Origin of the sequence: Klebsiella sp. RHBSTW-00484, assembly GCF_013705725.1 — a bacterium.
In the GTDB taxonomy this organism is placed as follows: domain Bacteria; phylum Pseudomonadota; class Gammaproteobacteria; order Enterobacterales; family Enterobacteriaceae; genus Klebsiella.
The window spans coordinates 40014-54074 of the sequence record NZ_CP055484.1; the positions used below are offsets into that span (position 1 = coordinate 40014).

General features: G+C 51.2%; 18 protein-coding genes. 16 read left to right on the forward strand and 2 right to left on the reverse strand.

From position 1 onward, the window contains the following. Nucleotides 1–50 precede the first annotated feature (50 nt). From traV to HV213_RS32105, 4 genes are read left to right on the forward strand one after another with little or no spacing between them, the layout of a single operon-like run. Complete coding sequence (gene traV / locus HV213_RS32090; protein ID WP_074182910.1) at nucleotides 51–620, forward strand: type IV conjugative transfer system lipoprotein TraV; 570 nt, start codon at nucleotides 51–53, stop codon at nucleotides 618–620. A 23-nt stretch (nucleotides 621–643) separates the two neighbouring features. Continuing rightward, a complete protein-coding gene (locus HV213_RS33455) occupies nucleotides 644–1012 on the forward strand; it encodes a hypothetical protein (RefSeq protein WP_224253886.1) in 369 nt (122 codons plus the stop codon). Between the two features lie 6 nt (nucleotides 1013–1018). Then, nucleotides 1019–1261 (forward strand): hypothetical protein, encoded by a 243-nt coding sequence (locus HV213_RS32100; protein ID WP_064386074.1) that lies wholly within the window; start codon nucleotides 1019–1021, stop codon nucleotides 1259–1261. Continuing rightward, a complete protein-coding gene (locus HV213_RS32105) occupies nucleotides 1258–1533 on the forward strand; it encodes a hypothetical protein (protein ID WP_181486541.1) in 276 nt (91 codons plus the stop codon). The genes HV213_RS32100 and HV213_RS32105 overlap by 4 nt, the downstream gene beginning before the upstream one ends. A 100-nt stretch (nucleotides 1534–1633) precedes the next feature. On the opposite strand, the gene HV213_RS32110 is transcribed toward HV213_RS32105, so the two are convergent. Then, entirely contained in the window at nucleotides 1634–2614 is a 981-nt protein-coding gene (locus tag HV213_RS32110; RefSeq protein WP_000019450.1) for an IS5-like element ISKpn26 family transposase, read from the reverse strand. A 244-nt stretch (nucleotides 2615–2858) separates the two neighbouring features. Here HV213_RS32110 and HV213_RS32115 point away from each other — a divergent pair, with 244 nt between their 5' ends. From HV213_RS32115 to traF, 12 genes are all read left to right on the forward strand, one after another. Beyond that, complete coding sequence (locus tag HV213_RS32115) at nucleotides 2859–3206, forward strand: hypothetical protein (protein ID WP_064386070.1); 348 nt, start codon at nucleotides 2859–2861, stop codon at nucleotides 3204–3206. Next, nucleotides 3203–3601, forward strand: a complete 399-nt coding sequence (locus tag HV213_RS32120; protein WP_224253887.1) for a hypothetical protein — start codon at nucleotides 3203–3205, stop codon at nucleotides 3599–3601. The genes HV213_RS32115 and HV213_RS32120 overlap by 4 nt, the downstream gene beginning before the upstream one ends. An 83-nt stretch (nucleotides 3602–3684) precedes the next feature. Further along, on the forward strand, nucleotides 3685–6324 hold the full coding sequence (traC, locus tag HV213_RS32125) for a type IV secretion system protein TraC (protein WP_132468255.1): 2640 nt from the start codon (nucleotides 3685–3687) through the stop codon (nucleotides 6322–6324). After that, nucleotides 6324–6713, forward strand: coding sequence for a type-F conjugative transfer system protein TrbI (trbI, locus tag HV213_RS32130; RefSeq protein ID WP_132468254.1), 390 nt, complete (start codon nucleotides 6324–6326; stop codon nucleotides 6711–6713). The genes traC and trbI overlap by 1 nt, the downstream gene beginning before the upstream one ends. Next, on the forward strand, nucleotides 6710–7339 hold the full coding sequence (gene traW, locus HV213_RS32135) for a type-F conjugative transfer system protein TraW (RefSeq protein WP_132468253.1): 630 nt from the start codon (nucleotides 6710–6712) through the stop codon (nucleotides 7337–7339). Before trbI ends, traW begins: the two co-directional genes overlap by 4 nt. Nucleotides 7340–7361: 22 nt before the next feature. Next, nucleotides 7362–8339 carry a conjugal transfer pilus assembly protein TraU gene (traU, locus tag HV213_RS32140; protein ID WP_157349379.1) on the forward strand — a complete coding sequence of 326 codons (978 nt, stop codon included), beginning with the start codon at nucleotides 7362–7364 and terminating at the stop codon, nucleotides 8337–8339. A 189-nt stretch (nucleotides 8340–8528) separates the two neighbouring features. Then, nucleotides 8529–9176: a type-F conjugative transfer system pilin assembly protein TrbC gene (gene trbC / locus HV213_RS32145; protein WP_132468252.1), complete on the forward strand. Its 648-nt coding sequence runs from the start codon at nucleotides 8529–8531 to the stop codon at nucleotides 9174–9176. Between the two features lie 376 nt (nucleotides 9177–9552). Further along, the gene (gene traN / locus HV213_RS32150; RefSeq protein ID WP_148853181.1) at nucleotides 9553–11508 is read left to right on the forward strand and encodes a type-F conjugative transfer system mating-pair stabilization protein TraN; all 1956 of its coding nucleotides are present in this window, start codon (nucleotides 9553–9555) and stop codon (nucleotides 11506–11508) included. 15 nt (nucleotides 11509–11523) lie between these two features. Continuing rightward, nucleotides 11524–11904, forward strand: coding sequence for a hypothetical protein (locus HV213_RS32155; protein WP_142255964.1), 381 nt, complete (start codon nucleotides 11524–11526; stop codon nucleotides 11902–11904). Next, on the forward strand, nucleotides 11873–12121 hold the full coding sequence (gene trbE / locus HV213_RS32160; protein WP_263451157.1) for a conjugal transfer protein TrbE: 249 nt from the start codon (nucleotides 11873–11875) through the stop codon (nucleotides 12119–12121). Before HV213_RS32155 ends, trbE begins: the two co-directional genes overlap by 32 nt. Nucleotides 12122–12130: 9 nt before the next feature. Beyond that, nucleotides 12131–12457, forward strand: coding sequence for a hypothetical protein (locus HV213_RS32165; protein WP_148853185.1), 327 nt, complete (start codon nucleotides 12131–12133; stop codon nucleotides 12455–12457). A 22-nt stretch (nucleotides 12458–12479) separates the two neighbouring features. After that, nucleotides 12480–13232 (forward strand): type-F conjugative transfer system pilin assembly protein TraF, encoded by a 753-nt coding sequence (traF, locus tag HV213_RS32170; protein ID WP_148853187.1) that lies wholly within the window; start codon nucleotides 12480–12482, stop codon nucleotides 13230–13232. A 413-nt stretch (nucleotides 13233–13645) separates the two neighbouring features. Here the strand turns inward: traF and HV213_RS32175 are convergent, their stop codons facing one another. Further along, the gene (locus HV213_RS32175) at nucleotides 13646–14005 is read right to left on the reverse strand and encodes a hypothetical protein (RefSeq protein WP_064386183.1); all 360 of its coding nucleotides are present in this window, start codon (nucleotides 14003–14005) and stop codon (nucleotides 13646–13648) included. Nucleotides 14006–14061: the final 56 nt, after the last annotated feature.

A 14061-nucleotide genomic window follows, 5' to 3' on the forward strand; every position in this document is an offset into this window, starting at 1 on the left:
ACAAGGGTTAAACACCATAAATAACCCACCAGGAATATAAAGGGGAATATATGAAGGAATTAATACTGTTAATTCCTCTGGGCAGCGCTTTGCTCTTAACCGGGTGCGCGGGCACAGAGTCCGATTTTGAATGTAATGCCACAACATCCGATACCTGTATGACGATGGAGCAGGCGAATGAGAAAGCAAAAGCCCTGGAGGAAAACGCATCAGCAAAGCCGGCTGCGGCAGGGTTGCCACGACTGGCTGACGGAAATTTCAGGACGTCTTCGCCAAACTCATACCCGCTGCCGCCTCAGCCAGTCATTAATCCGGTGCGAAATACTGCGCCAGCTGTGACGGTGAGCAATAAATCCGGGTTCCTGAATACGGTACCGGTCAATCATGATGACGTCCTGAGAACCCGGACTGCTCCGGTATATATCAGGCCGGTTAGTGTTGGTACCTATACCTCTCCGTCTACGGTACCCGGTAATTATCCAAGGCCGCTAAGAAAGGGTGAGCAAACAGCGTCATTATGGATAGCGCCTTACGTTGATTCTGAGGATGTCTATCACCAGCCCACAACGGTTGTATTTGTTGTTACACCATCGGCGTGGGGCCAGCCCCGCATTAACTAATTAGCAGCGCCGTTAATGGCGCTGTGAATACTGAATTAATACCGGATTTAAAACGAGTGCCCTGTGCGTTGAAAGGGATGGGCGGTAGCGTGTTTTTTCTTCTGGAGAGCATTATGGGTAATGATAACGTTTTAAACTTCTTTTGTTGCCTGACTGGCGTGTTGATAATTGCTTTATTAATTTACAAGGAATCTTTACCCAGCGATGATGACTTAATTAGGGACGGTAAATACTGGTCGACTGACTGCACCCTGAAGGAGGTTGATATTCCTACCGGCTTTTTAACCAGTAACATTAACCGACTGGATTGTTCAGGTATTGTTGTTAATGTCGCGACGGACAGGTACGACATGGCCATATCTGCTTATGACAAATCCAAAAATCAGGAGTGATACAGGATGATTAACTTTATAGACTTTCCTGGCGATAAAGAGAGTTCATTCTTTATCTCTCGTGATGAAACGCAAGCCACTGCTGATATGAATGAATGGATTGGAAGTCATGCAATTTCAATAATCTCGATTGAGACGATAGTGAAAGAATATCATTTTATTTGCATCAGACTCTGGTACTGCATTGAAATAAAAATCAGTGAGTCTTTGAACGATGCGATGGACTCTATACACCGGGGTGGGAAATGACTGCTTACTATATCGACGGTGTTAATATTGCCTGGCTGAATGGTGTATGCTTATTTCTTATCTTTGCCGGGTTTGTCGTGGCACTGGCCATGTTTATCATCCCTAAAAAAATTAATCTGCGAGTCAACAGAGGTAATACATTTATCTTTAGTGTGCTTATAACGTTGGCTGCGTTTGTCACGGTTGTCGTCTTTACCAGAGGGGCATTCACGATGGATGAGCTAGGGAAGGTGCGAATAAGCAGGTCATTTCTTCCCAAGCTGACTCGCTGATTAAAATTTCGCGGATCTGGGCCGATTTTTTTCCCGCAAACACATCGAATCAGCCTATTTAGGCTATTTTTTCCACCATTTCTGGCGTTATTTCCGGTTTTTACTGAGATCTCTCCCACTGACGTATCATTTGGTCCACCCGAAACAGGTTGGCCAGGGTGAATAACATCGCCAGTTGGTTATCGTTTTTCAGCAGCCCCTTGTATCTGGCTTTCACGAAGCCGAACTGCCGCTTGATGATGCGAAACGGGTGCTCCACCCTGGCACGGATGCTGGCTTTCATGTATTCGATGTTGATGGCCGTTTTGTTCTTGCGCGGATGCTGCTTCAAGGTTTTTACCCTGCCGGGACGCTCGGCGATCAGCCAGTCCACATCCACCTCGGCCAGCTCCTCGCGCTGTGGCGCTCCTTGGTAGCCGGCATCGGCTGAGACAAATTGCTCCTCTCCATGCAGCAGATTACCCAGCTGATTGAGGTCATGCTCGTTGGCCGCGGTGGTGACTAGGCTGTGGGTCAGGCCACTCTTGGCATCGACACCAATGTGGGCCTTCATGCCAAAGTGCCACTGATTGCCTTTCTTGGTCTGATGCATCTCCGGATCGCGTTGCTGCTCTTTGTTCTTGGTCGAGCTGGGTGCCTCAATGATGGTGGCATCCACCAAAGTGCCTTGGGTCATCATGACGCCTGCTTCGGCCAGCCAGCGATTGATGGTCTTGAACAATTGACGGGCCAGTTGATGCTGCTCGAGCAGGTGGCGGAAATTCATGATGGTGGTGCGATCCGGCAGGGCGCTATCCAGGGATAACCGGGCAAACAGGCGCATGGAGGCGATTTCGTACAGGGCATCTTCCATGGCACCGTCGCTCAGGTTGTACCAATGCTGCATGCAGTGAATACGCAGCATGGTCTCCAGCGGATAGGGCCGTCGGCCATTGCCCGCCTTGGGATAAAACGGCTCGATGACAGCGGTCATATTCTGCCATGGCAGAATCTGCTCCATGCGGGAGAGGAAAATCTCTTTTCGGGTCTGACGGCGCTTAGTGCTGAATTCACTATCGGCGAAGGTGAGTTGATGGCTCATGATGTCCCTCTGGGATGCGCTCCGGATGAATATGATGATCTCATATCAGGAACTTGTTCGCACCTTCCCTAGAAGCCGGGAAACACTGGAAGAGTGACTGCAAGCTCCTGGAGGTGAACATTCCAACAGGTACGTTTACTGATACTGTCAACAAACTGGATTGTGCGGGTGTCACTATCAATGTCCCTAAACCTGAATATGACGTTTATATCCGGCAGTGGAAATTGTATGAGGCTAAAAATAAATGAAGATATTTTTTTTAAAACCTCCCTTGATTTTTATATTAGTTTGCATCCCTGGCGTGTTACTTTTGTGTATTTTTTACAAGGATTATCTTGAAACACTACCAGCTACTCCAGAACAACTGAGCGAAATTGCGAAAGAAACACCCTGTGCGGGTAAAGTATTGCTGCTGGCCCTTGACGTTAACGATGATAATTCGTCTGAGCCGTTAACTCTCGGTTACGCAAACGAACTCGCGTCAGGGTGTAAAGAAAAAGAAATGCTAATGGAAAGCAAAAAAATCCGTGAGGGTGAAATGAATAAATTTCGCGAAAAACAACTGAAAGCTCTGAACGGTATCAATAAATGAAAGGGGTGATGACAATGGGGTTTGTTAAAAAAAATGGATTTCTGCTTATTCCTGCTATTTACTGGCTAATCTATCTTGGTGTCAGATTAACTTATAACGGACTGGCGGGAGAGTACACGCCTGATTTCATTCAGAGCGTTAGTCATGATGGTGTTTTTATTATCTGTAGCTTACTGGTGTTCTATCTTGCTTGTTTACGAATTAAAGACAGTGGTAGTGAAATCTCAGCAGTACTCTTTTGGTCTGTTGTTGGTTTTCATGTGGCCGCGTTAGTTATTACGTTTCTTATCTGTTTATGGCGGGGAGCGCTTTTGTGGGACGTTATTTTCTTCTGGCAACTGGGGGCCGCCATGTTATTGCTGTTTTTTATGCCTGCTTACCTTCTCCTGCGGTGATTAAACCGTTAATACTGATATTTTCGCGATGATCTGATTTGTATTTTAGATGGTTAATTACCCCCTCATTAAGGAACGCCTGCATGAGTAATAACATCATGGATACCGTCGCTCAGGCCGTGAATTCGCTGGTGTCTGCGTTTAAATTGCCCGACGAATCTGCCAAAGCCAACGACATGCTGGGCAGCATGAATTTCCCACAGTTCAGCCGGGTTTTGCCCTATAAGGATTATGATTCTGCGACCGGACTGTTTATTAATACCAAAACCGTCGGCTTTATGTTTGAGGCCCGGCCTTTACCGGGCGCTAACGCACATATCGTGGCCTCACTGGAAAACCTGCTGAGAACCAAAATTCCCCGCGGTGTTCCGGTGACCATTAATCTTATCTCGAGCAAGCTGGTCGGGGACGATATTGAGTATGGGTTACGGGAGTTCAGCTGGAGCGGTAAAGAGGCCAAAAAGTTTAATGCCATTACCCGCGCCTATTATCTTCGGGCGGCTGAAACACAGTTCTCCCTGCCTCCGGGGATGGATTTACCCCTGACTCTGCGTAACTACCGTGTCTTTATCTCCTGCTGTGTACCCCGAAAGAAACATTCGAAAGCACAGATCGTCGAGCTGGAGAACCAGGTAAAAATCATCCGGGCTTCCCTGCAGGGGGCGCAAATTCCAACGCGGATACTGGATGCCCAGGGCCTGGTCGATATCGTGCGTGAACAGGTGAACCCTGATCCGGGTGAAATGTACCGTAAGCCTTACAAACTGGACCCGTACCAGGACCTGAATTATCAGTGTGTGGATGACAGTTTTGATATGCAGGTCACTGCAAACCACCTGAAGATTGGTCTGCTGGACCGGAACGGTAAAGAGAAAGTCACCCGTGTTACCAATTATCATCTGGCCCGCGATCCGGAAATCGCCTTCCTCTGGACCAGTGCGGACAACTACGCCAACCTCTTGAACCCGGAGCTCTCCATCTCCTGCCCGTTTGTCATCACGCTGACGTTAATGGTGGAGGACCAGGTGAAGACCCAGAACGAGGCCAACCTGAAGTACCTCGATCTGGAGAAAAAAAGCAAAACGTCCTATGCGAAGTATTTCCCGTCCGTGGAAAAAGAGGTTCAGGAGTGGGGGGACATCCGCCAGAGGCTGGCAACGAATCAGTCCTCGCTGGTGAGTTACTTCTTTAATATCACGGCCTACACCGACGATAACGCCGAAGCCTCTCTGGCGACCGAGCAGCAGATCCTCAACAGCTATCGTAAAGGCGGCTTTGAGCTGCTGCCCGCACGTTACCACCATCTGCGAAATTATCTGGCCATGCTGCCGTTTAAATCCGGTGAGGGGCTTTTCAAAGAGCTTCAGGCTGCAGGTGTCGTCAAGCGGGCAGAAACCTTCAATGTGGCCAACCTGCTGCCGGTTGTTGCCGACAGTCCGTTAGCGCCTGCCGGATTACTGGCGCCCACCTATCGCAACCAGCTGGCGTTCATCGACCTGTTCTATGAGGGGATGAACAACACCAACTTCAATATGGCGGTCTGCGGGACCTCCGGGGCGGGTAAAACCGGCCTTATTCAGCCACTGATCCGCAGCGTGCTGGACTCTGGCGGTTTTGCCTGGGTATTCGACATGGGCGACGGCTATAAGTCCTTATGCGAGAACATGGGCGGGGTTTACCTCGACGGTGACTCACTGAAATTCAACCCGTTTGCCAACATTCTGGATGACGCCAATTTTGACCTGTCGGCTGAGCGTATCCGCGACCAGATGTCGGTGATGGCGAGCCCGAACGGCAACCTGGATGAGGTGCATGAAGGTCTGCTGCTACAGGCGGTGCAGGCGGCCTGGCTGAGCAAGCGTAATAAGGCCCGTATCGATGATGTGGTCGATTTTCTCAAAACCGCGAAAGAGAGTCAGGAGTACGCCGAGTCACCGACCATTCGCAGCCGCCTGGACGAGATGATTATTCTGCTCGACCAGTACACGGTGAATGGTATCTACGGCGATTACTTCAACTCCGATGAACCGTCATTGCACGATGATGCCCGGATGGTGGTCCTCGAGCTGGGCGGTCTTGAATCGCGGCCTTCCCTGCTGGTCGCGGTCATGTTCTCGCTCATTATCTACATTGAAAACCGGATGTATCAGTCCCCCCGAAGCCTGAAGAAACTGAACGTCATTGACGAGGGCTGGCGGCTGCTGGACTTCAAAAACGAAAAAGTCGGCACCTTTATTGAGAAGGGTTACCGTACCGCGCGCCGCCACCTGGGGTCATATATCACCATCACGCAAAATATTGTGGATTTCGACTCACCCACCGCATCCAGTGCGGCCCGGGCGGCCTGGGGTAACTCCTCATACAAAGTCATCCTTAAGCAGTCTGCCAAAGAGTTTGCCAAATATAACCAGCTCTACCCGGATCAGTTTACGCAAATGCAGCGGGACATGATTAACAGCTTTGGGTCAGCCAAAGACCAGTGGTTCAGCTCCTTCATGCTGCAGGTGGAGGCACATACATCCTGGCATCGTCTGTTCGTCGATCCCCTCAGCCGCGCAATGTACTCCTCAAGCGGGGCCGATTTCGAGTACATCAAAGGTCGCAAAAAGCAGGGAACGGACATTCACGACGCGGTGTACGAGCTGGCCAGCCGGAATTTCCCGGCAGAAATGTCTGACCTGGAAGCCCGCATTGCCCATGACAACATAAGGAACGTAGCCTGATGGACAACAACTCTGAGCAGCAAAGAACGACATTCTTCACTTTACGACGGAGTCTGACCGTTATCGCCCTCGTGGGCACCATTCTGGCGACCAATGTCTTTATCACGCGTCTGGTGCTGGCACATACCGCGCCACGGGTGGTGGCCTTCGATATGAAGAAGACGCTGGACAGTTTTATGGACAGCGTCAGTCAGAAGCCGCTGTCAGAGGCGCAGTCAAAAGCGCTCTCAGACCGCTTTAACGCAGCGCTGGAGCAGAGCCTGGCCGACTATCAGAAAACGAATCATGTCCTGATCCTGGTTTCACCGGCCGTGGTTCAGGGCGCACCCGATGTCACCCGTAAAATCCAGACCGACATTGCCACCCGAATGAAGGGGACGCGGGAATGAAACGCACCGGTATTGCCGTGCTGGCGTTTTGCCTGATTTCCCCGGGCGTGCCGGCGGCTGACCTGGGAACCTGGGGTGATCTGTGGCCGGTTCAGGAGCAGGACATGCTGACGCTCATTACTCAGCGTCTCGAGGCGCTACAGAAGTCGGGGAAATGGGCGCAGGAAATGGAAGCGTTCAAAGGACGCGTGATTGAGAACAGCCAGCGACCGGCGCCGGTTGAGGGAGTAGGGAAAGCGGATAAGTATGAACAGCGCTGGTTCGACCCCAGTATCCGGCTGACTGAGGACCTGAAAGATCACAACGGGCGGGTGTTCGCGCGCAAAGGCGACGTTCTGAATCCGCTGAAAACGGTCCCCTTTATGCAGACGCTGTACTTTATCGACGGTGACGATCCGGACCAGGTCGCCTGGATGAAACTGCAAGTCCCCGACACCCTGATAAGCAAAATTATTCTGGTGAAAGGGAGCGTACCGGATACGTCAGTGGCGCTCGATGCCCGAATTTATTTTGACCAGAACGGTGTGCTTTCAAAACGGTTCGGCCTGACCAGGGTGCCGGCGCGCATTACCCCGGCGCCCTCTGGTGAGCGGCTGAACATCGAGACATTCCCCGCTCATCAATAAGGATGTTGCCGTGAAACCTTTACTGCTTTTCTTCACCACTGTGCTGTTGTGGGGGCAAAGTCTGAATGCCCTTGCCGACCCGTCCTGCGAAGGCCGCTTTGTTAACCCGATTTCCGATGTGTGCTGGCAGTGCATTTTCCCGATGTCCATCGGGAGTGCCTCTGTGGCGGCCGGTGGCGGCCCGGACACGGTGAATCCGGCCAGCCCTGTTCAAACGTGCCCCATGCCGCCACCGATTTTTTACCGTATTGGGATGGCGATCGGTTACTGGGAGCCGATGGCCCTGACGGATGTCAGCCGCTCTCCGGGGTGCATGGTGAATATGGGCGGGTTTAGCCTCAACCTGGGAAAAACCGGGATGGGGACCGCGAAAAAGGACGACAAGCAGGTCAACGGGGCCTTCTATCACGTGCACTGGTACAAATATCCGCTGACCAGCTGGCTCAGCATTATCACGTCGGCGGGTTGCCTGCAGGGCGGAGATATGGATATCGCCTACCTCTCTGAAATTGACCCGACCTGGGTGGACAGCAGCCTGACCACCATTCTGAACCCCGAGGCTGTTTTGTTTGCGAACCCGATTGCCCAGGGCGCCTGTGCCGCTGATGCCATCGCCAGCGCATTCAACAAGCCGCTGGACATCCTCTTCTGGTGTGCCGGCTCTCAGGGCTCGATGTATCCCTTCAGCGGGTGGGTCAGCAACGAATCCAGCCCGCTGCAGTCATCGCTGCTGCTGAGTGAACGCATGGCCTACAAGCTCCACCGGCAGGGACAGATCCTGGAGACCGTCGGGGCCGATGTCGCGGTCTGTTACGAATATCCGTCACCGATTATTCCCAAGGAGCGCTGGCGGTACCAGATGGTGAATATGTACCCCGACAGCGCGCAGTGCCATCCCCTGGGGCGAACGGTCACGCGCTGGGAGGTCGGGAAAAACCCGCCGGTTACCCGAAAGAACTTCGGCTATCTGATGTGGCGAAAACGTAACTGTGTGTATTAGTCAATACAAAATTTATTGTTGTGACCAATTTATTTAAGAAAATTGATAGGTATATACATCTTAATGATTCTTGTGGAACGACAACTGAAGTAAGCATACCCCGTGGGGAAATATCACTGTAACTGAATAACATGGGCAGTAAGGGGTATTACAACCTGTCAGTAATATTGTTCTTTGAGTGAGGTAAACATGAATAAAATAATAACCGGGCTGGCCTGGGGGCTGAGTATGCTCTGTAGTGCTGCTTCAGCAGCAGACACTATTAATACGCCGGAAAACCGCCAGTGGCTGAAACAGCAGGAAGACTTCAGCGAGCAACTGCGCCAGCATCCGGATAGGGCGCTGCAGCAGGAGCTTGAAGCTCAAATCAGCCGTAACCCTCTGGCCAGCCAGGATCAGCAGTTTATCGATAACCTGGCCAGTCAGCAGCGTGAATCCACCCGGGATAAACCGGCGGAAGGTGCCGTGTATTTCATCTCCTTCTCAATACCGGACGAGGGGTTAAAACGGATGCTGCATGAAACCCACCGCTACGGTATTCCCGCCACGCTCCGGGGGCTCGTCAATAACGATATGAAAGCCACGACCGATGCAGTGATGGGGCTGGTTAAAGCGGGGATCACAGAAGGCGTGCAAATCGACCCGACGCTCTATTCTCAGTACAACATCCGCAGTGTTCCCGCGCTGGTTGTGCGCTGCAAAGCCGGTTTTGACGTCATACAGGGCAATATTCGCCTGAAGCAGGCCCTGGAAAAGGTGGTTGAGAAAGGGGATTGTGCAGACACGGCCCGTAAAATGCTGGGAGCCGCTTCGGATACGCAAAGGAGTCCGTCGTGAAAAAGAGGCCATATCATCATATCGACGAGGATATCCGGTATCTGGTTGCCTGTATGAACGCCTGTGAGTTCAGGACATACGCGTCCTGCCAGGGACATGGTTACCCGGTGGATATTATTACACCCTATATTGCCTTCACAGCACGGACAGAGCAGGCTTCCCGGCTAAGCCGATGTCTGTGTGAGGATGCAGAGTCAGCCGTGCCTGAACTCAGCTGGGGGTGGGATATCACCGGCAGTTTTAATTCAGCGCATTCTCTTTGTTTTCGGCTGAGCCCGACCCGGCCTCACAAAAGGATAAATCGCTGGCGGAGGGGCTCTCTGCGAGGCGATTTCAATATCATGGCAAGCTTTGTGAAAAAACAAGGAGGGCTGTCATGAAAGCGGTTCCCCTCATTCTTACCCTGCACGCCGCTGTACTCGGGACATTTATCTGGTTTACGGCTCCGGCCTGTGCTGACAGCACGTCCGATTACAAAGCGGGCGCTGATTATGCAAAACAGATACAGGGAAGCGGGACTGACGCGCTGAAGAACTTCAACGGGGCTGACACGCTGCCAGGGTATACCAGCAAACCGGCGCAGACGAAATATTACGGCGGCGTCTCCGCCAGCGGTGACAGTAACCTGAAAAGCGATTCCGCAGCGGAATGGGCCAGCAGTGATGTGGGGAACAGCATCACGGAGTCGTTTACTAACCGTCCCCCGGACAGTATTTCGGCCGACGCGCCGTTCATTCAGGCGGCGAAAGAGACCGAGTCCAGAGCGGATTCGATTGTGGGGAATACCGGTCAGGCCTGTACGGCACAGGTGGTTAATCGTAGCGAGTTCACGAACCATACGTGTGAGCGGGATTTGCAGGTGGAGAACTTCTGCACGCGGGAGGCGACGCTGAAAGACAACGCCACGACGCAAAAGGTCAGTCGTACATACCAGCAGGCCGTCCCGCTGTCCTTTACCCGGAACAGCACCCGATGGGGCGGGACGCTGACGATCCCGTCGACAGGGCGCCTGTTAAGTGTTTCCGTTGATGGTGAACCCCTTCCCGTTCCCTGGATTGATGAGTGTGACAACGAAGGAAAGGTCAGAGATAGCTGCAAGCTTGCAGTCAGTGAAAAAATCAGCCTCTTTGATAAAACATTCCCTGTCGATGTGATGACCTGGCCTCATACGATGACGACGTGCTCCGGTGGCCAGAATACGCACTGTACCCACCATTACTACGATGGTACCGGGAAAATTCACCAGTCTTTCAGCATGGACCGGAACGTTGTTGCAGGGCAGACCTTTGCGGTAACGAAAACGTCGAAAACCCAACCATCAGTGAATGTTAAATCCATTCAGGTGACGGTCATACTGGTCATGGAAGAGACGGAAACCGTATTTGCACCAGAGGTGGTCTGGGTTGAAAGCTGTCCGTTCAGCAAGGACGAGGGCACGAAAACAGGCGAAGAATGTATCAGCCCGGGCGGGACGAAAACCCTCAACCTGGGCGGGAAGGCGTATTCCTTCACAGAAGCATGCTGGAAATACAAAGACACCTGGCTGACTCAGCCGGCGGATAACGGCTCCTGTGAAAACCTGATGAGTAATGCGGCCTGTACGTTGTCATCACGCCAGTGTGCGTTCAGCTCGGAGGACGGGACCTGTCTGCACGAGTATGCCACGTTCTCCTGCGAAACCCGGACCAGCGGAAAGCAGATGGTTTGTGGTGGCGATGTGTTCTGCCTCGATGGCGAGTGCGATAAAGCGGTCAGCGGCACGAACAACGACTTTGGACAGGCGGTTTCTGAGCTCGCGGCGCTGGCGGCGGCAGGAGAGGATGTTGCTAAGTTGAACGGCGTGGATGTGAAGGCGTTCACCGGTAAAGCGAAGTACTGCAAAAAATTCGCGGCCGGATTCAGTAACTGCTGCAAAGACAGTGGGTGGGGGCAGGACGTTGGCCTGGCACGCTGCAGCAGCGAAGAGAAGGCACTGGCCAAAGCAAAAACGAACAAGCTGACGGTTAGCGTGGGGGAGTTTTGCTCTAAGAAGGTATTGGGGATCTGCCTGGAGAAGAAACGCAGCTACTGCCAGTTTGACTCCAAGCTGGCCCAGATCGTTCAGGAACAGGGCCGCAACGGACAACTGCATATTAGTTTCGGGGGCGCCAGCAGCCCGAACTGCCGGGGGATCACGATGGCTGAACTCCAGGGAATTAACTTTAACCGGCTGGATTTTGCGAACTTCATGGAGGATTTAATGAATAACCAAAAAATCCCGGATAATGCGGAACTGACAGAGAAAACAAAACAGCGAATTAAAGAACTTCTCACACAGTCATCATCAAAATAAAAAAGGAAAGTAAACATGAAAACACATGGCCTTTTTAATAAGTACAGTAAAGGGAAAATGCTTTATCCGTTTATCCTGGTATTTATCATATTAAGTGCGATGTCGTGGCTGAGCACCGGCGCGATGCCGATGTTAAAATCCGTTGTGCTATTTATTATTATCCTGGCGACTCCGCTGCTGATGGCCTTGCTGGCCATGACACGTGGGGCACTGATGTTCTTCCTGGGTGCGCTGGTCACCCAGGTTACCGTCGCCATGCTGGTCACGCTGTTTACCGCGCACAGCCTGTCAGCGGCTGCCGGATTTGGTGCCGTTTCTATTGTCATCTACGTCCTCATCACGGGGTTCAGTGATGAAAAGACCGATGCCGGTAAGGAGGATAAAAGTGATAGTTAGCTTTGCTAAACATCCTGTTGTCGATTTTTCTCTGAGACTGGTGCTGACGATAATTATTATCTCCCCTGTGCTGTATTTTTCATGGGATGCCGTCAAAGGGACATCGGGCAGTGATTATATTGAGAGTGTGGTTTTTATCCTTATAGTCGGCTTTTTCTGGTTGATGAGTCACCTGTTTATTTCTGCTTTAGTAGGGATTTTGCAAAAAAGAAAATAAGGGGCAGGGATGAAAGAGAACAAATCATACGGGCTGGTGATCGTGTTTGTCGGCGTGTTTGTCGTTTTTCTGATCAGCATCATGTCTTACAGCCTGTGGCGGGATAAACAAATTAATGCGTTTCTGGCCACCAACCGGGCCTGGGGTATTCAGTGTGACAGGAGCTCGCAGGCTGCGTGGGTTATCAGGAACGGTGAACGTACGGCATTAGAAATGAATAATCTGACACTGTACTGCAACGGTTTCCGGTTTGAGGGACGCACTGACCCTGAAACGAAAACGGTCAGTCTCGATAAATACACCGTCTATCAACATATTTCACGCCAGCCGAATTAATTCAGTCAAAAAGGTATTCATTATGGGAAAACTACATGCCGCCATACTGGCGGGGTGCCTTTGTTGCACCCTGATGCCGGCCTGGGCGAAAGATGCGGGCTGGCAGTGGTATAACGAGCAGCTAAAAAAAACAGACCCGGAAACGCCTGCCACGCCTCCGCCACCGCCGGCAAAGCAGGACATCCTGGAGAAGCTGGCGCAGCTGCAGACGGCCACAAAGCGGTCGCTGTATGAGGCTATTCTTTACCCCTCATCTGACAATTTCGTGAAGTATTTCCGGCTCCAGAACTACTGGACGCAGCAGGCAGGCCTGTTCTCGATGAGCGCGAAGAAAGCCATGCTGGAAAACCCCGAGCTGGACTACAACCTGCAGTACAGCCACTACAACGGCACCGTGAAAAACCAGCTGGCTGCCGACTACGCCGAACAGCGCAAGGCAATCTCCTCCCTGGCCCGGCACTATGGCGTGATGTTTTTCTACCGCGGCCGGGAGGCCATCGACGGGCAACTGGTCCAGGTCATCAAAAACTTCCGCGAAACCTACGGACTGAGCGTGATACCGGTCTCCGTCGACGGTGTGGTGAATCCCATGCTCCCCGACAGCCGGCTGGACCAGGGGCAGGCACAACAGCTCGGCGTGAAGTTCTTCCCCGCGATGATGCTGGTCAATCCCAAAAGCGGGCAGGTTAAACCCCTCAGTTACGGCTTTATCAGCCAGGACGACCTGGCGAAACAGTTCCTCTATGTCTCCAGTGACTTTAAACCAAACTTTTGAGGATTAACGGATGATTTATTTTCGGGCTGGATGTATTGCTCTGTTTTTTATCACTATTCCGGCGCTGGCCTCAGAAGTAAGGGACGTTCCGGAAGGAAATCGGGTTTTCTGGTTTGTTGTTTTTCCTGTAACGTTCCTGATGTTCCCTGTTCTGTTCGGTGCGTTATTTTCCCGGAATTATTTCTTTAAAGAATACGTTATCATTGCAATGTCAGTTCTGATTACACAACTTGTTTTTATTGCATGCCTTTATTCATTTGACTATTTCAAAATTATTATGGTATCCGGGCTGGTTCAGTCGATAGTGCCTTCAATGATATATGCCGGGATATCTGTTAAGGATGAAACAAAAATCGCCCGAACTTCAAGGTGCAAGGTTTGTATCGGAGGCGCGTCCATAGTTGTGACTGTGATTACATGGTTTTTTTTAAAATTGCTGTTTGATTGTTGAAACATTCATGGGGGTTAACTAGTTCATTTATTTTATAGTGACAAGCCAGTTGTATAAGAACACACCATAAAAGAAAGATAATAATCCATGTGCGCTTTTTAAATATTTTTTTAATATAAATTGTTGTTATCCAGAACAGCCATGTTATCGCACCTGTCATTGTGACGGATGTCAGAATGATAATCCCATAATCCGGGATGTTTTGAGGCGGTAATGATTTTGACAGGATGTATACCGCAAGCAGGATGATTGCGTTCCCCAACAGGGTTTCGCGGATGATATTCCTGATAACCAACAGTTTTTTTTCAACTTTATTATCCATTTCCTCTCCTGCTATCCGTTTCAACTGATGTGGAACAATCAGTTAAACACAGAGAA